Below are 25,125 nucleotides of genomic sequence, written 5' to 3'. Positions count from 1 at the left end.
AAGTCCGGGCGGGGCCTCTTGCAAGGCCCCGCCAGAGTTTATCTGGATGTCAAAGACATGGGGCCGAGACTTTCGGAATATGCCGCGCTTGCGGCAAGGCTTGGGGTGGATGCGGTCGCACTCGTGCCCGGCCCGAATTTTACCCGCGTGACGGGCCACAGCTTTCACAGCAACGAACGCCCGCTTGTCCTGCTTATCCCCGCCGAGGGGGCGCCCGCAGCCGTGGTGCCGAACCTGGAACTGGGCTCCTTTGCCCATCTGGATTTTCCCGGCACGGTCTTCGACTGGCGCGATCAGGACGGATATCAGCCGGCCTTCGACGCGCTGGCCAGCCATATGGCGCTGTCCAGCCTTGCGGTCGAGGGTCAGGTTATGCGCGTCTTCGTCCACCACGCGCTGGCCGCCGCATATCCGGGCCTGCGGATCGTCGATGCCGAGCGCGATATCTCGGGGCTGCGCATCCGCAAGACCGCGGGCGAGATCGCCGCGCTGGAGCGCGCCATCGAGATTTCCGAACGCGCACTGGCCAATGTGCTGGACAACCTGCGCATGGGGCAGACCGAGAAGCAGGTCGAAAGCCTGCTGCTCCAGGCCCTGGTCGCCGAGGGGGCCGAGGATATGGCCTTTCACCCGATCGTGGCCGCGGCCGACAATTCCGCGCTGCCCCATGCCCATGCAAGGCCCGATTACGCGATCCGGCCGGGCGATGCGCTGCTGCTGGATTTCGGCGCGCGCTGGGGCGGGTTCTGCGCCGACATCACCCGCACCGTCTTCGTCGGACATGCGACCGACGAGGCAGAACATGTCTACGACACCGTTCTGCGCGCCAATCTGGCGGGCCATTCGGTCACTCGCCCGGGTGCTACCGCGCATCAGGTGGACGACGCGGTGACATCGGTGCTCGAGGCCTCGCCCTTCGCCGAACGCATCCGCACCAAGACGGGCCACGGGCTGGGCCGCGAGGTGCATGAGGCGCCCTATATCATGCGCGGCAACCATCAGGTGCTGGAACCCGGCATGGTCTTCACCAACGAGCCGGGCCTTTACCGGATCGGCGGCTTCGGCGTGCGGATCGAGGATGACATTCTGGTGACGGAAACAGGCTGCCGGTCATTGACCAGTTTCCGCCGCGAGTTGATAGTGATCGCCCCATGATCCGCTATCTTCTCTCCCGACTGCTGACCTTCCTGCCCACCTTCCTGGGCGTCACGCTGATTTCCTTCGCCTTCATCCGCGTCCTGCCGGGCGATCCGATCATCGTGATGGCGGGCGAACGCGGCCTGACCGAGGAACGCTATGCCGAGCTTTATCGGCAGTTCGGCTTCGACCAGCCGCTGCCGGTGCAGTTCTGGAACTACCTGACGGGCGTGCTTCAGGGCGATCTTGGCACCTCCTACGTCACCAAGCGCCCGGTCTGGGACGAATTCTTCGCGCTGTTTCCCGCCACGCTGGAACTGTCGCTCTGCGCCATCGTCTTTGCCATCGCGATCGGCCTGCCCGCGGGCGTGATCGCCGCGGTCAACCGCGGCAAGCTGTTCGACCGGGCGCTGATGTCCACCGCGCTTGTGGGCTATTCGATGCCGATCTTCTGGTGGGCGCTGCTCCTGATCATCGTCTTCTCGGGCAATCTGGGCTGGACGCCGGTCTCGGGGCGGATGGACCTGATCTATTACTTCCCGCAGGTGACGGGCTTCATGCTGATCGATTCCCTGCTCTCGGGGCAGAACGGCGCCTTCGCCTCGGCCGTCCGCCACCTGATCCTGCCGACCATCGTTCTGGGCACGATCCCGCTGGCGGTGATCGCGCGGCAGACCCGGTCGGCCATGCTCGAGGTGCTGTCCGAGGATTATATCCGCACCGCCCGCGCCAAGGGCCTGTCGCCGCTCCGGGTCAACGGGCTGCACGCGCTGCGCAACGCGATGATCCCGGTCATCACCGTGATCGGCCTGTCGGTCGGCACGCTGCTGGCCGGGGCGATCCTGACCGAGACGATCTTTTCCTGGCCGGGCATCGGCAAGTGGATGGTCGATTCCATCTTCCGCCGCGACTACCCGGTGGTGCAGGGGGGCCTGTTGCTGATCGCGTCGATGGTGATGGTGGTGAACCTGACGGTCGACATCCTTTACGGCCTCATCAACCCCAAGATCAGGGCGCGGAAATGACGGCGGAACCCGACGCCCAGGGCGCGGCCCCCGACCGGCAGGGTCGGCTGGCCGAATTCTGGTACTATTTCCGCGAGAACCGCGGGGCGGTGATCGGGCTTTACGTCTTCGCGGTCTTCGTCTTCGTGGCGCTGTTCGCGCCGCTTCTGGCCCCCTATGACCCGACCGAGCAGTTCCGCCAGTCCACCCTGCTGCCGCCGGCCTGGGCCGAGGGCGGGAGCTGGGCCTTTCCGCTGGGCACCGATCCCCTGGGGCGCGACATGCTTTCGCGGTTGATCCACGGCGCGCGGTTCTCGTTCTTCGTGGGCATCGTGGTGGTGGTGGTCGCGGCCTCGGGCGGCATCCTGCTGGGGCTGATCGCGGGCTTTGCGCCGAAATGGCTGGACACGCTCATCATGCGGCTGATGGACGTGATCCTGGCCTTTCCCTCGCTTCTGCTGGCGCTGGTGCTGGTGGCGATCCTGGGCCCGTCGCTGACCAATGCGATGATCGCCATCGCGCTGGTGCTGCAACCCCATTACGTGCGGCTGACGCGCGCCTCGGTCCTGTCGGAGCGCACGCGCGACTATGTCGTGGCGGCGCGCGTGGCGGGCGCGAAGCTGCCGCGGCTGATGTTCGTGACCGTGCTGCCCAATTGCCTCGCCCCGATCATCGTGCAGGCGGCGCTGTCGTTTTCCACCGCGATCCTCGATGCCGCGGCGCTGGGCTTTCTGGGCATGGGCGCGCAACCCCCCACGCCCGAATGGGGCACCATGCTGGCCGAGGCGCGCGAGTTCATCCTGCGCGCCTGGTGGGTCGTGACCTTCCCCGGCGTGGCGATCCTGGTGACCGTGCTCGCCATCAACCTGATGGGCGACGGGTTGCGCGACGCGCTCGATCCCAAGCTGAAGCGGAGCTGAGGGCATGGCGCTTCTGTCGATCCGCAACCTCACGGTCGAGTTCGCCACCGCCTCGGGCAGCTTCCGCGCGGTGGATGGCGTCGACGTGGCGGTCGAGGCTGGCGACATCCTGGCCATCGTCGGCGAAAGTGGCTCGGGCAAGTCGGTGTCGATGCTGGCGCTGATGGGCCTTCTGCCCTGGACCGCGACGGTCACCGCCGACGAGATGAGCTTTGACGGGCAGGACCTGCGCAAGCTCGCCCCGCGCACCCGGCGCCGGATCATCGGCAAGGACATCGCGATGATCTTTCAGGAGCCGATGTCGTCGCTGAACCCCTGCTTCACTGTGGGCTTCCAGATCAAGGAGGGGCTGAAGAAGCATATGGGGCTGGATGCCCGCGCCCGCGAGGCCCGCGCGCTGGACCTGATGGAGATGGTGGGCATCCCCGATCCCGCCCGCCGCCTGAACGCCTATCCGCACCAGTTGTCGGGCGGGATGAGCCAGCGGGTGATGATCGCCATGGCCATCGCCTGCCGTCCGCGCCTGTTGATCGCCGACGAACCCACCACCGCGCTCGACGTGACGATCCAGGCCCAGATCATCGATCTGCTGACCGAGTTGCAGGCCGAGACCGGCATGGCGCTGATCCTGATCACCCACGACATGGGCGTGGTGGCCGAGACCGCGCGCCGGGTCAGCGTGCAATATGCCGGCCAGAAGGTCGAGGAACAGCCCGTGGGACCGCTGTTCGCCACGCCCCACCACCCCTATACCTCGGCGCTGCTGGCCGCGCTGCCCGAACGCGCCACGACGCGGCTCTTGCCGACCATTCCGGGCGTGGTGCCGGGCCAGTTCGACCGGCCCGGGGGTTGCCTTTTCGCGCCCCGCTGCGCCTTTGCCGACGATCTGTGCCGCACCACGCCGCCGCCCGTCCAGGCGCCCGATCTGGGCCTTGCGCGTTGCCATCACCCGCTGGAGGGCCGGGCATGAGCGATCCCGTCGTCCGGGCCGAGGGCCTGTCGCGGTTCTACGAGGTGGGCGGCGGCCTGTTCGGCAAGCCGCGCGAGATCCGCGCGCTGTCCGAGGTGAGCTTTGCCATCCCGCGCGGCAAGACGCTGGCGGTGGTGGGCGAGTCGGGCTGCGGCAAGTCCACGCTCGCCCGCGTCGTCACGATGATCGAGTCGCCGAGTGCGGGCCGGTTTTCCATCGACGGTGTCGAGATCACGCCCGACCGGTGGGACGCGCACCGCGACGCCGTCCAGATCGTGTTCCAGGACCCTTACGGCTCGCTCAACCCGCGCCAGCGGATCAGCGCGATCCTGTCCGAACCGCTCAAGATCAACCGCCCCGACATGACCCGCGCCGAGCGCGAGGCGAAGGTGCGCGAGGTGATGGGGCTGGTGGGTCTCAGGCCCGAATTCTACGGCCGCTACCCGCACATGTTCTCGGGCGGGCAGCGGCAGCGGATCGCTGTCGCCCGCGCGCTGATGCTGGAGCCGAAGGTTCTGGTGCTCGACGAACCCGTCTCGGCGCTGGACCTCTCGGTGCAGAGCCAGATCCTGAACCTGCTGCTCGACCTGCAGGACCGGCTGGGGTTGACCTATCTCTTCATCTCGCACGACCTGTCGGTGGTGCGCCACGTCTGTGACGAGGTCATGGTGATGTATCTCGGCCGCGCGGTCGAGACCGGCACCAAGGACGCGGTGTTCGGCCAGCCCCGCCACCCCTATACACGCGCGCTGCTGTCCGCGACGCCGGTGGCCGACCCCGCCCGCCGCAAGGAGCGGATCAAGCTGACCGGCGAACTGCCCTCGCCGCTGAACATCCCGCCCGGCTGCGCCTTCGCCGCGCGCTGCTGGAAGGCCGAGGCGCGCTGCCGCGCCGAACGGCCGGAGCTGGAGGGCGACGGGCACAAGGTCGCCTGTTTCTTCCCCGAGGGGGGCTGAGGCCCGGGAACACGGCCTTGGCCAAACGCCCAGCGAATCGCTACCCTTGTGTCAGGGAGACAGCGCAAGCGGGAACCATGCGGATCATTGTCGGGATCGTGATCCTTTTCCTGGCGGCCCTGCCGGGGCTGGCCGAGCGGCGCGTGGCGCTGGTAGTCGGCAACGGGGCCTATGACATGGCGCCCGCGCTTCCGAACCCGGGCAATGACGCCGAAGCGGTCGCCGCGGCGCTGGAGCGGATCGGCTTCGAGGTCGAACGCGGGCTCGACCTAGACGGCGCGGCGATGCGCGCGCGCATCCGTGATTTCGGCCGACAGGCAGAGGGGGCTGATCTGGCGCTGTTCTTCTACGCCGGTCACGGCATCCAGATGGCGGGGCGGAACTACCTGATCCCGACCGATGCGGCGCTGGAACGCGAGGGCGATCTGGACCTTTACGCCCTGCCTCTGGATCTGGTGATCGCCGAGATGGAGCGCAGCGCCAAGACCAGTATCGTGCTGCTGGACGCCTGCCGCGACAACCCGTTCGAGACGCAGCTTTCGCGCGCCATGGGGCAGGCGCGGTCCACGGCGCTTCTGGGCCGGGGGCTGGCGCCGGTCGAGACGGCCGGAGGTTTGTTCGTGGGATTCGCCACCGATCCGGGCCGCGTCGCCTTTGACGGGGCAGGGCGGCACAGTCCATTCACCGAGGCGGTGCTGGATCATGTCGCGACCGCGGGGCTGGAGATCAACGCGATGATGACCCGAGTGCGTGCGGATGTGTTCGAGACGACCGCCGGGCGGCAACGCCCCTGGTCGACCTCATCGCTGCTGCGCGAGGTCTACCTTGCCCCCGCAGCACCCCCGCCGCCCGACGACACGGCGCAGGATATCGCGATGTGGCAGGGTTTGGGCGAAGCGGCCGGGGAAGAGGCATTGCGCGCCTATCTCGACGCCTTCCCGCACGGGCTGTTCGCCGAGGTCGCGCGCGACCGGCTGGGCGCGATCGAACTGGCGGCCCTCCTGCCCGAGCGGAGTGCGCTGACCTCGCCCGATCTGCCCCCGGAACCTGTGCCTGCGCCGGTCGCCGTTGCCCCGACGCGCGAGTGCGAGTTCTGTCCGACCATGGTCCGCGTGCCCGGCGGCGCGACAGTGCTGGGCTCGCCCGACCTGCAGGCTCCCGCCGCCGAGCGGCCCGCCACCCCCCAGACGCTCGCCCCCTTCCTGATGGCCGAGCACGAGGTCTCGGTGGGTCTCTTGCGCCGCTACGAGGCCGAGACCGGCCAGACGATCCCGCGCGGCTGTTATGTCTGGACGGCGGATGGGCGCATGCGAATGGACCGGACGGCCTATTGGGGCGCGCCCGGCTATGACGTGACGGATGGCTCGCCTGCCGCCTGCCTGAACTGGGAGGACGCCATGCGCATCACCGCCTGGTTGAACGAACAGGCGCCGGGCGCGGGCTATCGGCTGCCCTCCGAGGCCGAGTTCGAATTCGCGTTGAAGGCAGGGGGGGACGGCCCCTATCCGTGGGATGGCGGCGCCGAGAACGCCTGCGGCCATGCCAATGCGGCCGATGCCTCGTCGCGGTTTCGCTGGCGCAACACCGCCTGCGACGATGGCGCGCCCGATATCGCCGCGCGCGGGTCGTTTCCGCCGAATGCCTACGGGCTATTCGATCTTGCCGGCAACCTGTGGGAATGGACGGCGGATTGCTGGAACGACAGCCACCGGGGCGCAGCCGCCGATGGCAGCGCACGCACCGAGGGACTGTGTTCCAGCCGCGTTTTGCGCGGCGGATCCTGGGACGATCCGCTGGCCAATCTGCGCGTCACCTACCGCGTGGGCATCCCCGCAGCGCAGCGGCAGGCGAATGTCGGGATGCGCGTCGTCCGGCCAGGGCCCTGAACCGTCATTCGGCCGGAACCGTCACCCCCGCGGAGGCGTGCGGCGCAGCCTCGGGGCGGGATCGCGGCCGGGACGCGGCCTCGCGCAGCGCCGCGATTGCCAGCAAGGCCAGAACCCCCAGCGGCGGCAGCGACCAGCGCAGCCAGACCTCATCGGGATAGCCCTGGAAGATCACCTGGAGAAACAGCGCGATCAGCGTGCCCGAGGCGAAGGTCAACAATCCCTGCCGTCCCAGCAGCCTGAGCGGCGCCAACGCGATACTTCCCGTAAGGCGCGTGACGGCCGGAATGCAGGACAGCACATAGACGAGTGCCAGGATATGCAGAAGGCGGGGCAGGGCCAGATAGGTCTTGTTGTGCGAGATCAGGTGGAACGGCGCCCCGGCCTTGCCAAGCTGCCAAAGCTGGTTGTTCATCCACTGGCCCAGCGGTCCGATCTTCATCCAGCAGATAACGAAGACCAGATAACCCGCCGCCAGCGCGAAAAGGATGGCCGATTTCGGCACCAGCCGCTTGCCCTCGCGCAGGCGCAGCCCGATCAGAAGGCCGGTGAAGAACAATGCCTGCCAGGACAGCGGGTTGAAGAACCAGCCGCCCGGATTGGGATAGTTCGGCAGGTTGAGCCGGTAGAACCCGGCGCAGAACCACAGGACCGCCGCGATCAGCGCCAGTGCAACCGTGCTGCGCAGCCCGATATGGAGGGCCAGCGGCGTGGCCAGCAGCAGCACCGCATAGGCGGGCAGGATGTTGACATAGCCCAGCTGATGCGTCAGCGCCGGAATGCCGATCAGCGCCGCTTCGGTGTTCTGGAAGACCTGCCTCAGGTTGATCTTGGTCAGCAGCTCCGGCAGCCCGAAGGTGGTCGCACCCCAGGCGAAGATCGCGATGGCCCAGGCCGTCAGGAAGATCTGCGTCAGATACAGCGTCCAGGCCCGCCCCCAGACCGGCCGGACCGCCGCCCATAGCCCGTTCTGCGCCAGCGCACCCCGCTCGAAGCGCGCCGAATAGGCCAGCGCCGCCGCGATGCCCGACATCACGAAAAACGCCTCGGCCGCGTCGGAGAAGCCGAAATTCCGGCTGGTGAACTGCTCGTAGGGGTTCCTGGGCGCGTGGTTGATGAAGATCATCACCAGCGCGAGGCCGCGGAATGCGTCGATCCGCGGATCGCGTGGCCGCTTGAGCCGGGGTTCGGGCTCACGCGGCCGCATCGAGTGCCTCCTTCGGCTGCGCGGCGGGCTGGCTCAAGCTCGCCTGCCAGCGGTGGAAGGAGCGGATCACCGGGCTGGGGTCGGTCTCTTCGGGGGTGGTGAAAAGACCGCGGGCAATCGGGTGCGAACTGGCCCAGATCAGAAACGGTGCGGCCAGCATCGGCAGGCAGATCGGCAGCAGCCAGATCGCCAACGACGGGGCGAGCATCTTGACCGCGGCCAGCGCGATCGCGCCCCCGGCAAAGATCCAGAACCCTGCCACCAGGCTCTGGCCAGGGCCCAGACGCCCCTCGCCGCGCTGGTTGGCGGGCCAGCCGCCATCGCGCCCCGCCAGAACCTGCATCACCGCGCGGGACTGATACATCAGCATCACCGGCGCCAGCAGCGAGGACAGCACGATCTCGGCCAGCACCGAGCCTGCGGCCCGTGCCTTTCCGCCAAAGCCTCTTGTCCGGTCGGACAGCGCGGCAGCCCCAAGGATCGAAAGCTTGGGCAGCAGCAAAAGCCCCACGATCCCCAGCGCAAGCGTCACGATTTCCTTGGTTCGGTCCGAGGGGAAGACCGGAAAAAGCTGATAGGGTTCGGGGAAATAGTTCGGCGGCGGCGCCGTGACGGCAGCCGCGATCGAGGCGATGAGGAACGCGCCCCAGAACAACGAGGCGACATAGGCAAAGATGCCCTGGACAAAGACGAACCGGCTCCAGGGGGCAAGGCCAGGGGCCGCCAGAAGGCGTGCATGCTGAAGGTTGCCCTGGCACCAGCGGCGGTCGCGCCGGGCATGGGCAAGGATGTTGTCGGGGCCTTCCTCGAACGACCCCTCGATGGTCTCGTCAAGTTCCACCTTCCATCCCGCCCGCGCCAGCAGCGCCGCCTCGACATAGTCGTGGCTGAGGATGTGCCCACCGAACGGGGGCTGGCCATTCAGCGCGGGCAACCCGCAGCTTTCTGCGAAGGCCTTGACCCGGATGATGGCGTTATGCCCCCAGAACGGCCCTGTCGCGCCCTGCATCCGCGCCAGCCCGCGGGCGAAGACAGGCGCGTGGAAGGCGGCGGAGAACTGCATCGCGCGGCCGAACAGCGAACGCGCGCCGATGATTTTCGGCAATGTCTGCAATAGCCCCAGTTTCGGGTCGGCCTGCATCCGCGCGATCAGATGGCGGATCGTCTCGCCCTCCATCAGGCTGTCGGCGTCGAGGATCACGGCAAACCGGTAGGCTCCGCCCGAGGTGCGGATGAAATCCTCGATATTTCCGGCCTTGCGGCCCCGGTTGTCCATGCGGCGGCGATAGAACAACCGCCCCGCGCCGCCGGTCTCGGCCAGCAGGCGGGCGAAGGCATCCCGCTCGCGCGCCGCGGCCAGGTCGTCGCGGGTGTCCGACAGGATCGCGATGTCCACATTCAGCCCCGCCGCCCGGATCGAGCCGTCCATCGCGGCGATCCGGGCAAAGGTCGTCACCGGGTCCTCGTTGCAGATCGGCACCAGCACCACGGTCGGCGGTTGCGGGAGGGTCAATGGCGGCGGCACGACGCCGCGGCGCCGGTTCGGCAGGCCGACAAAGGCCCCCGCCGCTCCCCAGGCAAGCCAGGCCGTGGTCACGAAGATCAGCGTGGTGCGCACCACATCCCACAGATGCACCCCGTCCTCGGTCGAGGCGGCGGCCAGCAAGGCCGCGGCCGCCCCAGCCGCGAGCACGACAAAGCTGATCGCTGCGGTCCTGAGCGTCAGCGTCCGGAAATCGGGGGCGGGAACACGGGCCATGCCGGGGGACTCAGCCGTGCTGGACCGGACGCAGCAAGAGCCGCGTCAGCCAGGCGATCACGCCCGCACGGTGCGGGGCTTCCAGCACCTGGCGTGGCATCTCTATCGGCGCGAAAGGCGGCGCCCAGTGCATGTCCTCGACCGCGGTCGAGGCCTCGGGCTCGATCAGACGTTCGGCACTCATTCCTTGATCCATTGGTAAAGCCAGGTTTCGCTGAGGTCGCGCCCGAATCCGGTGATGCCCGCGCGCAACTCGACCAGTCCGCCATCGGGCGCGCTGGCCTCGATCACCAGCCGCCAGATATTCGTTCCCGAGACCCGGGACAGCACGGCCTCCACGATCTCGCCGCCGCTGGCATGGGTTTCGGGTTCGAGCCTTGCATCGGCGGGCAGCCCGGACAGGGTGCCGCCTTCGAAGTCGATCACGAACTTGCGGCGGTCATGGACGTTGCGCACACCCGCGACGCCACCCTTGCCGACCCGGGTGCGGACGATGCGCGCGCGTTCCCCGCACCCATCGCCGGGCGGTGTCATGCCCCAGTGCAGCCGGTAGGCAACCTCGAGCGCATCGCCTCTGCGGACCTTGCCCTCGGGCACCCAGAAGGCCACGATATTGTCGTTTCCTTCCAGATCAGACGGGATCTCGACCAGCCGCACAGAGCCCTTGCCCCAGTCGCCCAGCGGCTCGACGACCAACGAGGGGCGCAGCTCGTAATGCGCGCCCGCGTCGAGATAGCTTTCGAAGGCGCGATCGCGCTGGATCAGCCCGAACGAGGCGGGGTTGCGCGCGCCCAGATAGGAACTGGCCAGCCGCGGCGGGTTGTTGAGCGGCCGGATATAAGTCTCGCCGCCACGGGTGTTCAGAACCAGCGCCTCGCTGTCATGCACCCGCGGACGGAAATCGTCAAAGGCGCCGCGGTCGTTGTCGCCCAGCAGATACATCGAGGTCAGCGGCGCAATGCCCAGTTGCGCGACATCCTCGCGCAGGAACAGCCGGGCCGTTACCTCCATCACCGTGGTCTCGCCCGGCACGATCTCGAACCGGTAGGCGCCGGTCACCGAGGGGCTGTCGAGGGCCGCGAACAGCGTGACGGCGGTCGCGCCCTGGGCCGGGCGTTCGATCCAGAACTCGCTGAAGTGCGGGAACTCCTCGGGACCGCCGATGGCGGTATTCACGGCCAGCCCGCGCGCGCTGATCCCGTAGACATTTCCGCGGCCAAGCGCGCGGAAATAGCTGGCGCCCAGGAATGCCACCACCTCGTCGAAGATATCGGCACGGTTCAACGGTGCATGCAGCCGGAAGCCCGCCACCGTGGGCAGCGCCATGTCGGCGGGAACCCGGTCGGCGAGCGTGCCCTCATACTCGAAATCCTCGGCCGAGAAGCCCATCGGCTGCACCACCCCGTCCACCACCTCGTGGACCGCGACCGGCGTCTTGAACAGCCAGCCCGGGTGGAAGGCATGCAGCCGGAAGAACGAGCCCTCGCCCTGCCAGCGGGCATGGTCGGGCCGGAACCGGATCCGGCGATAGGCGTCGTAATCGAGCCCGGCGATCAGGCCCTCATGCTGGGCGGCGGGGATATAGGCGCTTGCGGCGCGCCCGCGCATCCGTTCGGCCAGCAGATCGAACGAGAAGATCTCGGGCTCGGGCAAGGGGGCCATTTCCTGCTGCGCCAGGGCATCACGGGGCAGCAAGGCCGCGGCGGCGACCGAGCAGGAAAGTCCGCCAAGTGCCTGGCGACGCGTCATGTTCGCCACGGCCGACCCTCGTCCCGAGGTGGGAAAACCTTCTGTCATCAGGTACCTCCTGCGCCGCGGCCTGCATCACTGGTTGCCACAAGAAACGCGCCCTGTCCCGGTATGTCGCAATTTCGTCATGCTGCACGGCAGAATCACGCCGTTCCCGCGGGCGTTGTCGGCGGAATTTGGTGAATCCTTCAGCGGCTGCAATGTTACATTCGGCGCAGATGATTGCATTGCCCGCTAAACCCCTGCCTCATAGGCGGAAATCTGCTCAAGACGTGCCGGCGCGGCGATTCCGGAGGCGGTTTGCGATCTCGTCCCCGGCCCGGTTGGCTCGGAGCAATGCTGCGCATGCAAAGCCTTGGCGCCCGGGCCGATCCTGCCCCGCACTCAGCCTTCGGGCGGCAGCATCTTGCCGGGGTTGAGCAGTCCGGCCGGGTCGAACGCGGCCTTGAGCGTGCGCATCCAGTCCAGCGCGGCCCCGTGCTCGGCGGCCATGTATTTCTGCTTGCCGATCCCGATCCCGTGCTCGCCCGAGACCGTGCCGCCCAGCCGCAGCGCGGTTTCGGCCAGCCGCCCCGAGAACTCCAGCGCGCGGGCCATCCCGGCGGCATCGTCGGGATCGACCCGCACGCCGCAATGGAAATTCCCGTCGCCGACATGGCCGACGATGGCGCTGGTCAGGCCCATGGCGCGGGCCAGATCCTGCGCCTCGACCACCGCTTCGGCCAGCTTCGAGATCGGCACGCAGACATCGGTGGCCAGCGTCCGCTTGCCCGGCTCCAGCGCGCCGGTGGCGTGGTGGGCGTTGTGGCGCATCGCCCAGAGCGCGCTGCGGGCCTCTGTCGTGGTGGCGTCCTGCCAGACTGCGACGCCGAACCCGTCCGCGATCTCGCGAAAGGCGGCGGCCTGTTCGGCAACGGCGGCGGGGCTGCCATGAAACTCAAGGAAAAGATGCGGGCTTTCAGGCAGATCGGTGCCGGAGTGAAGGTTGAAGCCGCGCACCATGATTTCATCGACCAGCTCGATCCGGGCCATCGGAATGGCGGACTGGATCACCGCGATCACGCAATCGACGGCCGCTGCCACGCTGGCAAAGCGGCAGGTCGCGGCCAAGATCGCCTCGGGCTGGGGATGCAGGCGCAGCGTCAGTTCCGTGATGATGCCCAGCGTGCCCTCGCTGCCCACCAGAAGATGGGTCAGGTCATACCCGGCGGAGGATTTCTGCGCCCGGCTGCCGGTGCGGATCACCGCGCCATCCGCCATCACCGCCTCGAGCGCGAGGACATTCTCGCGCATCGTGCCATAGCGCACCGTCGTCGTGCCGCTGGCCCGCGTCGCGGCCATGCCCCCCAGCGAGGCATCGGCGCCCGGATCGACCGGAAAGAACAGCCCGGTGGCGCGCAAATCGGCATTCAGGCGGGTGCGCGTCAGGCCGGGCTGGACCACTGCGATCTGGTCTTCGGGATGGATCGCAAGCACCCGGTCCATGCGCGACAGATCCAGACTCAGCCCGCCCCGGATCGGCAGATGCTGGCCCTCCAGCGAACTGCCCGTGCCGAAGGCCGTGATCGGCAGGCCATGCGCGGCGCAGGCGTGCATGATCGCGGCGACCTCGGCGGTGGTTTCGGGGAAGGCCACCGCCTCGGGCAGCGCCGGCGGGAAATGCGCCTCGTTCCGGCCATGCAGCGCGCGCACCGACTCTCCGGTCGATAGCCGCGGGCCAAGGATGTCGGCAATCTCGGCAAGGGCGCCCATTCTCGTCTCCTGTCGCGGGGTGCGGCCCAGATCAACCGCGTCGGTGGGCGGATTGCAAGGGCTCAGCCGTGGCTTTCCAGCAGCGTGCGCAGGTCGTCCAGCGTGTTCGCCTCGGCCGGGGGCTTGTCGCGACGCCAGCGCGCCATGCGCGGAAAGCGCAGCGCGATGCCCGACTTGTGGCGCGGGCTTTTCTGGATACCCTCGAAGGCGATCTCGAAGACATGCTCGGGTTTGACCTGCCGCACCGGACCAAAGCGTTGCAGCGTGTTCCGGCGCACCCAGGCCGTTATCTCGCGGAACTCGGCATCGGTCAGGCCGGAATAGGCCTTGGTGAAGGGCACCAGATCGCCCCCGTCCCAGACCGCGAAGGTGAAATCGGTGTACAGCGTCGCGCGCCGGCCATGTCCCGCCTGAGCATAGATCATCACCGCATCGACCGTCAGCGGGTCGAGCTTCCATTTCCACCAATCGCCCTTTTTCCGCCCCGCCAGATAGGGTGCGGCGGCGCGTTTCAGCATCACGCCCTCGGCCCCCGCGGCGCGGGCGGCGGCGCGGGTTTCGGCCAGCGCCGCCCAGTCGGCAAAGGGCAGAAGCGGCGACAGGCGCAGCGGCGCGCGGTCGGGCAGGCGGGCGAACAACGCCTCCAGCCGGGCGCGGCGCTCGGCCAGCGGGCGGGGGCGAAGGTCGGTGCAGTCCTCCTCGAGCAGGTCATAGGCTTTCAGCACGACCGGCGCCTCGGCCAGCAGCCGTTTCGACAGGCTCTTGCGGGTGATGCGTTTCTGAAGCGCGGCAAAGGGCAAGGGGCGGTCATCGGCCCAGCCAAGGATCTCGCCGTCGATCACGGTGCCCGGGGGCAGGAAATCGCGGGCCTGCGCCAGTTCGGGGAAGCGGTCGGTCATCAGTTCCTCGCCGCGCGACCACAGGAAATGCGTCCCGCCCCGGACGATCAGTTGCCCGCGGATGCCGTCCCACTTGTATTCCGCGCACCAGTCGGCGGGATCGCCCAGCGCCTGCGGGTCCCCCTCGATCTGATAGGCAAGGTAGAAGGGGTAGGGCCGCGACAGCGCGGCCGTCGGGTCGGGCGTTTCGATCAGCGCGGCCCATGTGGTCGTCGCGGGCGTCCAGTCGCCCATCAGCCGATGCGACAGATCGGCCTCGGCGATGCCGGTGGCCCGGGCCAGCGCGCGGGTCATCAGCGTCTGGCTGACACCGACGCGAAACCCCCCGGTGATGAGCTTGTTGAACAGGAACCGTTCCGTTCCGTCGAGGCTGTCCCAGGTGGCCAGGATCCGCGCCTTGCGCGCGGGCTCGTCCATCTGCGCCAGCGCGGTGATTTCGGCCATGTGGTCCGACAGGCTGGCCGTGCTGGTGCCGCTTGCTTGCGGCAAGACCAGCGCGATGGTTTCGGCAAGGTCGCCGACCACCGGGTAACATTCCTCGAACAGCCAGAGCGGCAGCCCCGCCCGTTCCGCCGCCCATTCGCGCAGCCGCGTAGTCGTGACCGCCCGGCGCGGGCGGCGGCCCGACAGAAGCGCCACGGTCCAGAGCCGGTCGTTCTGGGGCGCATCAGTGAAATAGGCGGCCAGCGCCGCGATCTTTGCATTGGTGCGGGTGGTCCGGTCCAGCGCGGTGAACAGGGCGGCGAAGCGTTTCATGGCGCGTCCTCGGCGCTGTCGAGGGTTTCGCCCTCGTAGGCGGTGCGCACGATCTCGGCGTCGTAGCCCTGATCGGCCAGCCAGCGGCGGAACACGCTTGTATATCCATGCGTCACGAAAACCCGCTCCGCGCCGGTTTCGCGGATCGCTTCGTTCAGCCCGGCCCAGTCGGCATGATCGGAGAGCACGAAGCCGCGATCCGCGCCGCGCCTGCGCCGCACGCCGCGCAGCGCCATCCAGCCCGAGGCGAGGCCCATCGCTGCCGCCCCGAAACGCCGCGCCCAGGCCCCGCCCAGCGCCGAGGGCGGCGCCAGAACCAGCGCACCGGCATGGGCCTTGAGGTCGGTTTCGGGCGTGACCGGAATGGTCGGGGGCAGGGCGATCCCCTGCCCGCGCATCACCGCGCAGGTGGCCTCGATCGCGCCATGGGTCAGGATCGGGCCGATCCCGGCATCCACACCCGCCAGAAGCCGCTGCGCCTTGCCCAGCGCATAGGCGCCCAAGAGGCTGAAGCGCCTCTCGGCGGCATTGGCGGTCCACCAGTCGTCGATCCCGGCCAGAACCTGCGCCTGCGGTGCCCAGCTGAAGACCGGCAGCCCGAAGGTGCATTCGCTGACGAAGGCATGCGCCCGGACCGGCTCGAACGGTTCCGACAGGCCATCCGCCTCGGTCTTGTAATCGCCAGAGACGACCCAGACCTCGCCCGCCACCTCGACCCGGATCTGGGCCGAACCGGGCACATGGCCCGCGGGGTGAAAGGACACGATCGCATCGCCGATCCGGCGGGGCTCGCCATAGCCGATGGTGTCCAGCGCGATCCCGCCCAGCCGGTGGCGGATCACCGGCGCGGCCGGGGCGGTGGCCAGATAGCGGCGATGGCCTGGCCGGGCGTGATCGGAATGGCCATGCGTGATCAGCGCGCGGTCCACCGGCGCCCAGGGGTCGATGAAGAAGTTGCCTGCGGGGCAGAAGATGCCGCGCTCGGTGAAGGTCAGGACGGACATGGGAGCCAATATGGGTCAGGCGGCTGGCCGGGCCACCGGCTTACAACTGGCCGATGCGGTCGAGAATGCGCATGGGCGGGCGTGGCGCGGCATGGCGCGTGAAATGCGCCGCCGCCTCGTCGAAGACGCGGGTGCGGGTGGGCGCGTCCTCCATCATCACCTCGTGGCGGGCGCCCTCGATCTCGCGCAGCGTGCCTGCGGGCCAGGCGCCCTTGAGCATGCGGATCGCGTTCGGGCAGACGATGCGTTCGTCGCTTCCCAGATAGGTCAGCGTGGGCACCGGCGGCGGCGGCATCCGCGCCAACAGGCGCGTCTCGCGCAGCGCCTCGTGCAACCAGCCCAGGCTGGGCCCTCCAACCGCCAGTTCGGGCCGTGCGGCCAGTTGGCGCCGCATGTAACCGAACATCTCGGGATCGCCGGTCAACTCGTTGTCATCGAAGTGGCAGGCCAGCACATAGGTGCGGCCCCCCTTGGTCGGTGTGACCCGCCGGTCCAGCCCCAGCGGACGGCTTGCCGCGCTCAGCGCCCAGGCGGCGCGGCGCATCAGCGGCGAAAAGCGGATGCCCCACATAGGCGCCGTAAACACGGCCGAGGCGACATCCAGCCCCTCATGCAGCGCGCGCAGACCGATGCAGCCGCCCATGGAATGGGCCAGCAGGTGAAACGGCCGGGGCAGATCGAGGGCCTGCGCAACATCCAGCATCGCCGCGACATCGCGCTGGTAGGTGTCGAACCGGTCTACATGACCAAGCACCGGATCGTCATGCAGCCGGTCGGCCAGCCCCTGGCCGCGCCAGTCGACGGCTACCGTGGCAAAACCGCGCGCCGCCAGTTCGCCCGCCGCGCGACCGTATTTCTCGACATATTCGGTGCGGCCGGGAAACAGCAGCACCGTGGCCCGCGCCCGCGCCGCCCCCCAGACCGCCACGCGGACGCGGACCCCGTCAGGAGCCAGGGCCCAGAACGCGACGGCGTCCCCGGGGCCTTCGGCGATGTCGTTGTGAAAGGGCGCGCGGTCCATAGTTTCCTTGCGCTCGATCAGGTGAATATATGGGCAAGCTGCATCGCCTTGCCCATGTCGCCCTCGATCCGCAGCTTGCCCGTCATGAAGGCCGTGGTCGGGTTCAGATCGCCCTCCATCATGTCGCGGAACGTGTCGAGCGAGGCGGTCAGTGTCACCTCGGCGGGCGTGTCGGCGGCATGGGCCCCCTCGGAATCGACGATGATCGCGCCCTCGTCCTCGATCACGAACTTGGCGACGCCGTCGAAGCCCCCGTCGATCTTTGCGTTCAGGGTCTCGACTGCCTTTTCTATCACGTCGCTCATGGAAATCCTCCGATCGTGAATGCGGGGGGATATCGCTTTTCCCGCTGGTTGCTCTAATCTCTTTCGTTATGGGCACGCGGTGGAACATTCTCAATCCTCTCGTCACGGCAATTTGCGCAGCATTCTGCCTGTCGGCCGCCGCCTGGGCGGAAGACGACCGGGCGGGAGCGCTGCTGGACGAATTGCAGCGGCCCGATCTGCCGAACTGGAAACAGGTCGAGCGCGAGATCTGGGACGAATGGGCGAAATCCGGCTCGCCTTCGATGGATCTGCTGCTCAAGCGCGGGCGCGAGGCGATCACGGCGGGCGCGTTCGAGACCGCGATTGCGCATCTCACCGCGCTGACCGACCACGCGCCGGACTTCGCCGAAGGCTACAATGCGCGCGCGCTGGCCTATTTCCGGGCCGGGCTTTACGGGCCCGCCATCGCCGATCTGGCGCGCACGCTGGAACTCAACCCGCGCCATTTCGGCGCGCTTTCCGGACTTGGCGCGATTCTCGAGGAGACCGGGCAGCTTGAGGCGGCCCGCGACGCCTATCTGGCAGCCCGCGCTATACATCCCCACGATCCCGACCTAGAAGGAGCCGTCGAGCGGCTGGAGTTGCTGACCTCTGGCCGCACGCTCTGAGGCTGGGCGAAAGGGCAGAAGATGTCAGATCAGGCGAGGGTCGTTGCGGTCCTCGGGCCGACCAATACCGGCAAGACCCATTACGCCATCGAACGCATGCTGGCCCACCGGACCGGCGTGATCGGCCTGCCGCTGCGGCTGCTGGCGCGCGAGGTCTATGACCGGATCGTTGCCCTGCGTGGGCCGTCCGTGGTGGCGCTGGTCACCGGCGAGGAACGGATCGTGCCGGATCGTGCGCAATACTGGGTCTGCACGGTCGAGGCGATGCCGGTGGGCACGGGGGCCGATTTCCTGGCGGTGGACGAGATCCAGCTTTGCGCCGATCCCGAGCGCGGCCATGTCTTCACCGACCGGCTACTGAACGCGCGCGGGCTGCACGAGACGCTGTTCCTGGGCGCCGACACGATGCGCAGCGCCATCGCTGCGCTGATCCCGCGCGCGCAATTCATGCGGCGCGAGCGGTTCTCGGATCTGTCCTATACCGGCTCGAAAAAGATCAGCCGGATGCCGCCGCGGTCCGCCATCGTCGGGTTCTCGGTCGAGAATGTCTATGCCATCGCCGAGTTGATCCGCCGCCAGAAGGGCGGCTGCGCGGTGGTGATGGGCGCGTTGTCGCCGCGTACCCGCAACGCGCAGGTCGAACTCTACCAGAACGGCGATGTGGATTACCTGGTGGCGACGGATGCAATCGGGATGGGGCTGAACCTCGACATCAAACATGTCGCCTTTTCCGCCCTGTCGAAATTCGACGGCCGCCGGATGCGGCCGCTGCATGCCAACGAGCTGGCCCAGATCGCGGGCCGCGCGGGACGGCACACCCAGCCCGGCACCTTCGGCGTGACCGGCGAGGCGCGGCCGCTGGAGGCAGAGGTGGCCGATGCCATCGTCGAGAACCTCTTTGCCCCAGTGCGCAAGCTGGAATGGCGCAATTCCAGGCTGGATTTCGTCAGCCCCGAGCGGCTGATCGCCGCGCTCGAGGCGCGCCCCGCGGGCGAATGGCTGACCCGCGGGCGCGAGGCCGACGATCTGCACGCGCTCAAGACGCTTTCGGCGCTGCCCGATCTGCGCGACCGCCTCGGGGATGCGCGCGACGTGAAACTTCTGTGGGATGTCTGCCGGATACCGGATTTCCGCGGCATTTCCCCGGTCGAGCATACCGGCCTTCTGGAACGCATCTTCGGTTTCCTGCACCAAGGCGGGCGGGTGCCCGACGACTGGCTGGCGCGTCAGGTCAAGCGAATCGACCGGACAGACGGCGACATTGACACGCTTTCGAAACGGTTGGCCTATATCCGGACGTGGACTTATGTCGCGCAGCGATCGGGCTGGGTCGCGGACGAAGGCCATTGGCGGGGCCTCACCCGCGCTGTAGAAGACCGCCTGTCCGACGCGCTGCATGGCGCGCTGACGCAGAGATTTGTTGACCGGCGGACGAGCGTTCTCCTTCGCCGGTTGAAGCAGAAGGAGAGCCTTGTGGCCGAGGTGAACGACAAGGGTGAAGTGACGGTCGAGGGGCAGTTCGTCGGCCGTCTGGAAGGCTTCCGGTTCCGTCAGGATGCCTCGGCCAGCCCGGACGAGGCGCGCATGCTGCGCCAGGCGGCGCTGGCGGCGCTGGGCCCGGAATTCCACCTGCGCGCCGACCGCTTCTACAATTCGCCCGATACCGAGTTCGATTTCACCGAGCAGGGCGGGCTGATGTGGGGCAACCATGCCGTGGGCAAGCTGCTGGCAGGCGCCGATCCGCTGAAACCCATGGTCGAGCCCTTCGTCGATGAAGAGGCCGGCGTCGAGGTGACCGAGAAGGTCCGCCGCCGACTTCAGCATTTCATCGACCGCCGGGTGGCGACCCTGTTCGAGCCGCTCTTGAACCTGCAGCGCGACGAGGCGTTGACCGGGCTGACCCGCGGCTTCGCCTTCCGTCTGGTCGAGGCGATGGGAATCCTGCCGCGCGATGGCGTCGTCCAGGAGGTCAAGGAACTGGACCAGGAAAGCCGCAGCGCGTTGCGCAAGCACGGCATCCGCTTCGGACAGTTCACGATCTTCATGCCGCTTCTGCTGAAACCCGCGCCGACGCGGCTGCGGCTGGTGCTGTGGTCGCTGCATCGGGGGCTGGACGAGTTCCCCGAAAGCCCGCCGCCCGGCCTGGTGACGATCCCCTCGATCGAGGCGGTGCCGGTCGAGCATTACATGCTGGCGGGCTACCGCCCGGCAGGCACGCGGGCGATCCGCATCGACATGCTGGAACGGCTTGCCGATCTGTTGCGCGCCGAGGATACCCGGGGCGGCTTCGAGGCAAAGCCCGACATGCTCTCGATCACCGGCACCACGCTGGAACAGTTCGCCGACCTGATGCGGGGTCTGGGCTACAGCGCCGAGCGCGGCGAACGGCCAAAGGTCAAGCCCGCGCCGACGCCGCAGGAGGAGGGGTCCGCCGAAGGGGGCGCAGCCGCGGCAGAGGCGGTCCCGGCCGAAGCCGAAATGCCCGGCCCCGAGGCACCCGTCTCCGAGACACCGGCCCCCGAGACACCCGCAGCCGAGGCTGCCGCCGGGGCGGGCGCGCCCGAGATCGAGGTCTTTTATACCTTCGCCTGGGCGCCGCGTCGCAAGGCGGGCGGCCAGAAGCCGCGCGGCGGCGAGCGGCCCCATGCCAAGGGCAAGCCGCGCGGCGGCAAGCCCAAGGGCAAGCCGGGCGGTCCGCGCCCTGACAAGCCGCAGAATTTCGAGGCCCGCCCGCCGCGCAAGGAAAAGCCGATCGACCCCGACAACCCCTTCGCCGCCGCGCTGATGGGGCTCAGGGACAAGTCCTGACCGCGTGAGCGACCCCGGCCCCCGCCCGACGATAAGGCTGGACAAGTGGCTCTGGCAGGCGCGGTTCGTCAAGTCGCGCACGCTGGCCGCCGCGCTGGTCTCGGGCGGGCATGTGCGGGTCAATGCCAACCGCACCGACAAGCCGGGCGCCCGCGTGGGGCCCGGCGACACGCTGACATTCCCGCAGGGCCACGAAATCCGCGTGGTGCGCATCCTCGCGCCCGGCGACCGTCGCGGCCCCGCGACCGAGGCGCGCACCCTCTACGAGGACTTGACCCCGATCAAGGAAATACCCCTCGAAAATCCGCGATATGAGGGCAACGGGCGGCCCACGAAAAAGGACCGCCGACAGATCGGGCGCCTGAACAAACCCCCGCTTGAATGATCCGCCCGGGTGTTCTAGTTCCTGCCCAACAAGAAAACCGAGGGCCCGCCCATGACCTATGTCGTCACCGACAACTGCATCGCCTGCAAATACACCGATTGCGTCGAGGTCTGCCCCGTGGACTGCTTCTACGAGGGCGAGAACATGCTTGTGATCCATCCCGACGAGTGCATCGACTGCGGCGTGTGCGAGCCCGAATGCCCCGCGGACGCGATCCGGCCCGATACCGAACCCGATATGGACGAATGGGTCGAGTTCAACCGCAAGTATTCCCAGGTCTGGCCCGTGATCATCACCCGCAAGGACCCGCTGCCCGAGGCCACCGAACGCGACGGTGAGACCGGAAAGCGCGAGAAGTACTTCTCCGAAGCGCCCGGCGAGGGGGGCTGAGGCCCTGCCGGCCTGCCCTTCGCGCCCGTTTTCGGGCGTTTAATAATATTGCTGCCCAAAGCCTTGGGGGTGCGGCTGCGTCGAGGTGCTTTCCTCGCAGCGTTTTTCGTGTTACCTTCTCTTCATAAATGGCCGACCGAATCCTGATCTCCCCGCGCACACAGAGACGTCTGCGGGGTGGTTTTTAGCGTCAGAGCATCAAAACTGTCGGAAATGACGCGTTTCCGGCTTGGTGGCTGGCGCTGTGCAGGGGTCCATGCGAGGAAGAACTGAATGTCGAAGACCAAGAAAGCCGAGTTCCGCCCCAACGACTACGTCGTCTATCCCGCCCATGGCGTTGGCAAGATCGTGTCGATCGAGGAGCAGGAGATCGCGGGCATTCCGCTCGAGCTGTTTGTAATCTCCTTCGAAAAGGACAAGATGACGCTTCGCGTGCCGACCAACAAGGCCACCGAGATCGGGATGCGCTCGCTCTCGACGCCTGACATCGTGTCCAAGGCGATGGCGACGCTGAAGGGCAAGGCCAAGGTCAAGCGGGCGATGTGGTCGCGCCGCGCCCAGGAATACGAACAGAAGATCAATTCGGGCGACCTGATCTCGATCGCCGAAGTCGTGCGCGATCTGCATCGCACCGACGACCAGCGCGAGCAGTCCTATTCCGAGCGTCAGCTTTACGAGGCGGCGCTGGAACGGCTGACCCGCGAGGTCGCGGCGGTGTCCGGTGTGGACGAAGCCGGTGCGCAGAAGCAGGTGGACGAGGTTCTGGTCTCGCGCGCTGCCTGATCGGCTCGGATACCGACCCCTCGAGGCCGTGGCCCCCGCGCCACGGCCTTTTTCGTGGTCACATCCGAGATGCCGCGAGAGGGATCAGCGGCCCGGCAGATCCAGAACCACGTTCCGGCCGTTCTTGACATAGCGCAGGTCGCTTTCGCCGATGGCCGCGACCTGCCCGCCATCCAGCCGATCGCCGACCTTGACCTTTTCGTAGCGCCCGTTCGCGAGCCGCACCAGCGCGCGGCGTTCACCGGACGATCCGTAGACCCCGATCAGGTTGATCTGACGCAGGTTGATCGCCTTGGGCAGCGTGGCCTGACGCGCCACACTCGCCGTGGTCGGGATACGCGGTGCCGCGACTGCTGCGGCAGCCGGAACGGCGGGCGCCAGGGCAGCCAGACCACTGGCCAGGTCCGAGGGCCGCGAGGCCGGGCGCGGTGATCGGGCAATGGCAAGCGCGGATGCCAAGGCGTCCTGCTCGGCTTCGATCGCGTCGGCAAGGGCGGCTTCGATATCCGCAGAGCGATCGACCGGTGGCGGCGGCGCGGCGGCGGCCAGCGCGGCCGGTCGCGCGACGGGGCGCAATCCGGGAGTGGCCGCGGCTTGCGCGCTTGCGGGCGGCGCAGCGACGGGGTCGGGCACCAGGTTAGCCGGGCGCAGACGCGGGCGGATGGCGGCCAACCGCGCCGCCAGGGCCGGATCGGCGTCCGTGGCGGCGACGTCCGTGGGGTTGGCCGACGCGCCCGATCCCGCATCCGTGGTCGTGTCGCCAGAGGGTTGTTGGGCCGCGCCCGTCTCGTCGCCTTGGGTGGGCTCGGGTTCGGGCGATATCCCGGCTCCAGTGTCGGGTTCGGCCGGTGCGAGCAGATCCGGCTGCGGATCGGCCCCCTCGGTCGGGGCGGCTGTCGGCTGGGACTGCGGCCGTGGCGGCGGCACGAGGCGGGGGCGCCCCTCGGTCACCGTGACCAGGATCTCGGGACGCGCAGGCGGGATCAGGTCCGGTGGCCCTTCCGTCACGATCACGTCCAGTTCGGTGTCCACCGCGGGGGCCGGTCCGGGCGCTGCAGCGGGCGCACCACTGGCGGCTTCCGGCGCCTCGGACGGGTCCGGGACGGGGGCGGCGGGGGCTGTCTCGGCCGCGCTCTCGGCAACCGCGCCGGGGGCCTCGGGATCCGTCACCGGCTCGGCGGTCCGGCCGCGCGGCACCAGAGGCGGCTGGCCTGAAAAGACCAGAACACCGTCCGGGGTCAGCGCACCCTCCGGCGTTGCCGCCACAAGGCCACGCTCATCCAGAACGAAGACCTCGTCCTGTCCCGGCGGGTCGGCCTGCAAGGGCAGTGGCAGATCATTGCCCTGGCTGACGCGCGGATCGGGCAGGACGGACGCGCCGGGCGGACGAATCGCGGGATCGAGCGCCGCGACGAAAAGATCCTCGATCCGGTCGGGCGGCGGCGCCGTCATCGGCTCGGGCGCAAGCTGCCACAGCCCGGTGGTCGCGTAACTTTCCGCCGCTTCGGTTTCGCTGAGCGTGGGCGGCGCGATGTTCTCGGCTTCTGCAGGAGCCCCGGCCGGGTCGTCAGGAAGGGCGGCGAGGTCCGCGTCACTCTGTGTGTCCGGCACGGTTCCGGTGTCGGCAACCGTTATCGGGGCATCGGCGCGGTCGGCGGCTTCGGGCAGCAGCGACCAGAGGGCGATCCCCGCCATGGCGACGACCAGCCCGCCGGTCAGGGCCAGCCCAAGCCGCAATTTGCCGTGGCCCTCGACGGTTCTTGATGCGCCGGATCCCAGCGGCGGGAACGATGCGATCCGGGCGGCGGGCCGGACGACCGGGTCCGGATCGGCCGAGGGCACTCGAACCGGTGGCATCCGTGCCGTCGGGGGCGTCGGATGCGCGACCGTTGTGGACTTGGGTGTGGCCTTGTCCGATGTCGCTGCATCTGCCGCGCGGCCCGGCGCGTCGGTCAGGGACAGGCTCAGCCGCGATGCGCTGCCGGAGGGGGCTTCTTCGGTCGGGGCATCGGTGACAGAGGGTGGGGGTGACTGATCCTCGGCGCGGCGACGGGTGGAGAACGGCACAGCCGGATCCGCCGGTCTGGCAGCGGGGAGCGCATCCTTCGTCGGGGCAGGTCTGGCTTCGGATGCGGGCGGAGCGACGGGAGGCTCGGCTTTCGGCTTGCGTTTCGGCGCCGGGCTGGGCGTCGCTTTCGCCGCGGCGGGGCGTTCGCTGCCCCGTGTGGGGCCGGACCGGCCGCCCTGGCGTTCCGATGCTGGTGCCTCAGGCTCGGGTCTCTCGTTCTTGGACAGAAGCGTCGCGGCCAGCGCGGTCGGGCCGAAGAAGGCCTCGCCCGCGAACCTGTCCTCCGAGGGGCACGCCACAAGGCAGACCGGATTGAACCTGTGCTGCGCCGCGAAGGCTTCGGCCTCGACCAGCGTTTCGCGCGCAACCACGGCCAGCCTTGCGGTGCCCGCCCCGGTTTCCTGCCAGTCGAATACCAGGTCGTCCAGCGCATAGGGCGTCAACCCGTCGAGCCCGCGTCGCAGGCTTGCGCGTTTTTCGGCGGGGCTGTCGCCGGTGACGGGAAGGGTGGTGTAAAGCACCTGACTGTCCGGAATCACCAGCTTGGTCAGCAGCCGTCCGCCTGCCAGCCCCTCGGCGGTGCCGCGCATGAGCTTCAGTGTCTCGCCCAGGCCCGGATCGTCGAGCGACACGTCGCCAAGCTTCTTCCAGCCGCCCTTGCCGCGGTGCTGAAGCCCGATGCCGTCTTCGGAGAGCGTGAGCGCGAAGGCTGGTTCCATCACCGCTTTCTAAACCGG

The 25,125-nt window shown here is 68.5% G+C and carries 21 protein-coding genes; 11 read left to right on the top strand and 10 right to left on the bottom strand.

The annotated features are described in order from the left end of the window. Nucleotides 1-57: 57 nt before the first annotated feature. From NHN26_RS05000 to NHN26_RS04975, 6 genes are all read left to right on the top strand, one after another. Nucleotides 58-1,155: a M24 family metallopeptidase gene (locus NHN26_RS05000; RefSeq protein ID WP_253088406.1), complete on the top strand. Its 1,098-nt coding sequence runs from the start codon at nt 58-60 to the stop codon at nt 1,153-1,155. Continuing rightward, the gene (locus tag NHN26_RS04995) at nt 1,152-2,162 is read left to right on the top strand and encodes an ABC transporter permease subunit (RefSeq protein ID WP_253088405.1); all 1,011 of its coding nucleotides are present in this window, start codon (nt 1,152-1,154) and stop codon (nt 2,160-2,162) included. Before NHN26_RS05000 ends, NHN26_RS04995 begins: the two co-directional genes overlap by 4 nt. After that, nucleotides 2,159-3,061: an ABC transporter permease subunit gene (locus tag NHN26_RS04990; RefSeq protein WP_253088404.1), complete on the top strand. Its 903-nt coding sequence runs from the start codon at nt 2,159-2,161 to the stop codon at nt 3,059-3,061. Before NHN26_RS04995 ends, NHN26_RS04990 begins: the two co-directional genes overlap by 4 nt. A gap of 4 nt (nt 3,062-3,065) precedes the next feature. After that, the gene (locus NHN26_RS04985) at nt 3,066-4,031 is read left to right on the top strand and encodes an ABC transporter ATP-binding protein (protein ID WP_253088403.1); all 966 of its coding nucleotides are present in this window, start codon (nt 3,066-3,068) and stop codon (nt 4,029-4,031) included. Further along, on the top strand, nt 4,028-4,987 hold the full coding sequence (locus NHN26_RS04980; protein ID WP_253088402.1) for an ABC transporter ATP-binding protein: 960 nt from the start codon (nt 4,028-4,030) through the stop codon (nt 4,985-4,987). Before NHN26_RS04985 ends, NHN26_RS04980 begins: the two co-directional genes overlap by 4 nt. 77 nt (nt 4,988-5,064) lie before the next feature. Further along, nucleotides 5,065-6,873, top strand: a complete 1,809-nt coding sequence (locus NHN26_RS04975) for an SUMF1/EgtB/PvdO family nonheme iron enzyme (protein ID WP_253088401.1) — start codon at nt 5,065-5,067, stop codon at nt 6,871-6,873. Between the two features lie 4 nt (nt 6,874-6,877). On the opposite strand, the gene NHN26_RS04970 is transcribed toward NHN26_RS04975, so the two are convergent. The 9 genes from NHN26_RS04970 to NHN26_RS04930 all read right to left on the bottom strand — a co-directional run bounded on the left by NHN26_RS04970 (nt 6,878) and on the right by NHN26_RS04930 (nt 17,325). Continuing rightward, a complete protein-coding gene (locus tag NHN26_RS04970) occupies nt 6,878-8,080 on the bottom strand; it encodes an OpgC family protein (RefSeq protein ID WP_253088400.1) in 1,203 nt (400 codons plus the stop codon). Then, a complete protein-coding gene (gene mdoH, locus NHN26_RS04965; RefSeq protein WP_253088399.1) occupies nt 8,067-9,839 on the bottom strand; it encodes a glucans biosynthesis glucosyltransferase MdoH in 1,773 nt (590 codons plus the stop codon). The genes NHN26_RS04970 and mdoH overlap by 14 nt, the downstream gene beginning before the upstream one ends. Before the next feature lie 10 nt (nt 9,840-9,849). Next, nucleotides 9,850-10,023, bottom strand: coding sequence for a hypothetical protein (locus NHN26_RS04960; protein WP_253088398.1), 174 nt, complete (start codon nt 10,021-10,023; stop codon nt 9,850-9,852). Next, entirely contained in the window at nt 10,020-11,588 is a 1,569-nt protein-coding gene (locus tag NHN26_RS04955) for an OpgD/OpgG family glucan biosynthesis protein (protein ID WP_253088397.1), read from the bottom strand. Before NHN26_RS04955 ends, NHN26_RS04960 begins: the two co-directional genes overlap by 4 nt. Before the next feature lie 384 nt (nt 11,589-11,972). Further along, a complete protein-coding gene (locus NHN26_RS04950; protein WP_253088396.1) occupies nt 11,973-13,340 on the bottom strand; it encodes an FAD-binding oxidoreductase in 1,368 nt (455 codons plus the stop codon). A gap of 62 nt (nt 13,341-13,402) precedes the next feature. Continuing rightward, nucleotides 13,403-14,995 carry an ATP-dependent DNA ligase gene (locus NHN26_RS04945; protein ID WP_253088395.1) on the bottom strand — a complete coding sequence of 531 codons (1,593 nt, stop codon included), beginning with the start codon at nt 14,993-14,995 and terminating at the stop codon, nt 13,403-13,405. Next, nucleotides 14,992-15,999: a ligase-associated DNA damage response exonuclease gene (locus NHN26_RS04940; RefSeq protein ID WP_435594175.1), complete on the bottom strand. Its 1,008-nt coding sequence runs from the start codon at nt 15,997-15,999 to the stop codon at nt 14,992-14,994. Before NHN26_RS04940 ends, NHN26_RS04945 begins: the two co-directional genes overlap by 4 nt. A gap of 40 nt (nt 16,000-16,039) precedes the next feature. After that, nucleotides 16,040-17,020: an alpha/beta fold hydrolase gene (locus tag NHN26_RS04935; RefSeq protein WP_253088393.1), complete on the bottom strand. Its 981-nt coding sequence runs from the start codon at nt 17,018-17,020 to the stop codon at nt 16,040-16,042. 17 nt (nt 17,021-17,037) lie between these two features. After that, entirely contained in the window at nt 17,038-17,325 is a 288-nt protein-coding gene (locus tag NHN26_RS04930) for an SCP2 sterol-binding domain-containing protein (RefSeq protein WP_253088392.1), read from the bottom strand. Nucleotides 17,326-17,393: 68 nt separating this feature from the next. On the opposite strand from NHN26_RS04930, the gene NHN26_RS04925 reads away from it, so the two are divergent. From NHN26_RS04925 to NHN26_RS04905, 5 genes are all read left to right on the top strand, one after another. Next, nucleotides 17,394-17,954 (top strand): tetratricopeptide repeat protein, encoded by a 561-nt coding sequence (locus NHN26_RS04925; protein WP_253088391.1) that lies wholly within the window; start codon nt 17,394-17,396, stop codon nt 17,952-17,954. Between the two features lie 21 nt (nt 17,955-17,975). Then, nucleotides 17,976-20,762 carry a helicase-related protein gene (locus tag NHN26_RS04920; RefSeq protein ID WP_253088390.1) on the top strand — a complete coding sequence of 929 codons (2,787 nt, stop codon included), beginning with the start codon at nt 17,976-17,978 and terminating at the stop codon, nt 20,760-20,762. A gap of 4 nt (nt 20,763-20,766) precedes the next feature. Further along, nucleotides 20,767-21,147 carry an RNA-binding S4 domain-containing protein gene (locus NHN26_RS04915; RefSeq protein WP_253088389.1) on the top strand — a complete coding sequence of 127 codons (381 nt, stop codon included), beginning with the start codon at nt 20,767-20,769 and terminating at the stop codon, nt 21,145-21,147. A gap of 51 nt (nt 21,148-21,198) precedes the next feature. After that, nucleotides 21,199-21,537, top strand: coding sequence for a ferredoxin FdxA (gene fdxA, locus NHN26_RS04910; RefSeq protein WP_153749133.1), 339 nt, complete (start codon nt 21,199-21,201; stop codon nt 21,535-21,537). Nucleotides 21,538-21,810: 273 nt separating this feature from the next. Next, on the top strand, nt 21,811-22,320 hold the full coding sequence (locus NHN26_RS04905) for a CarD family transcriptional regulator (protein WP_132544446.1): 510 nt from the start codon (nt 21,811-21,813) through the stop codon (nt 22,318-22,320). Nucleotides 22,321-22,404: 84 nt separating this feature from the next. Here NHN26_RS04905 and NHN26_RS04900 read toward each other — a convergent pair whose 3' ends face one another. Next, nucleotides 22,405-25,107: a hypothetical protein gene (locus NHN26_RS04900; protein WP_253088388.1), complete on the bottom strand. Its 2,703-nt coding sequence runs from the start codon at nt 25,105-25,107 to the stop codon at nt 22,405-22,407. Nucleotides 25,108-25,125 lie beyond the last annotated feature (18 nt).

Source organism: Rhodovulum tesquicola, from assembly GCF_024128855.1.
Classification (GTDB): Bacteria; Pseudomonadota; Alphaproteobacteria; order Rhodobacterales; family Rhodobacteraceae; genus Rhodovulum; species Rhodovulum tesquicola.
This window is presented reverse-complemented; position numbering and strand designations above follow the sequence as displayed.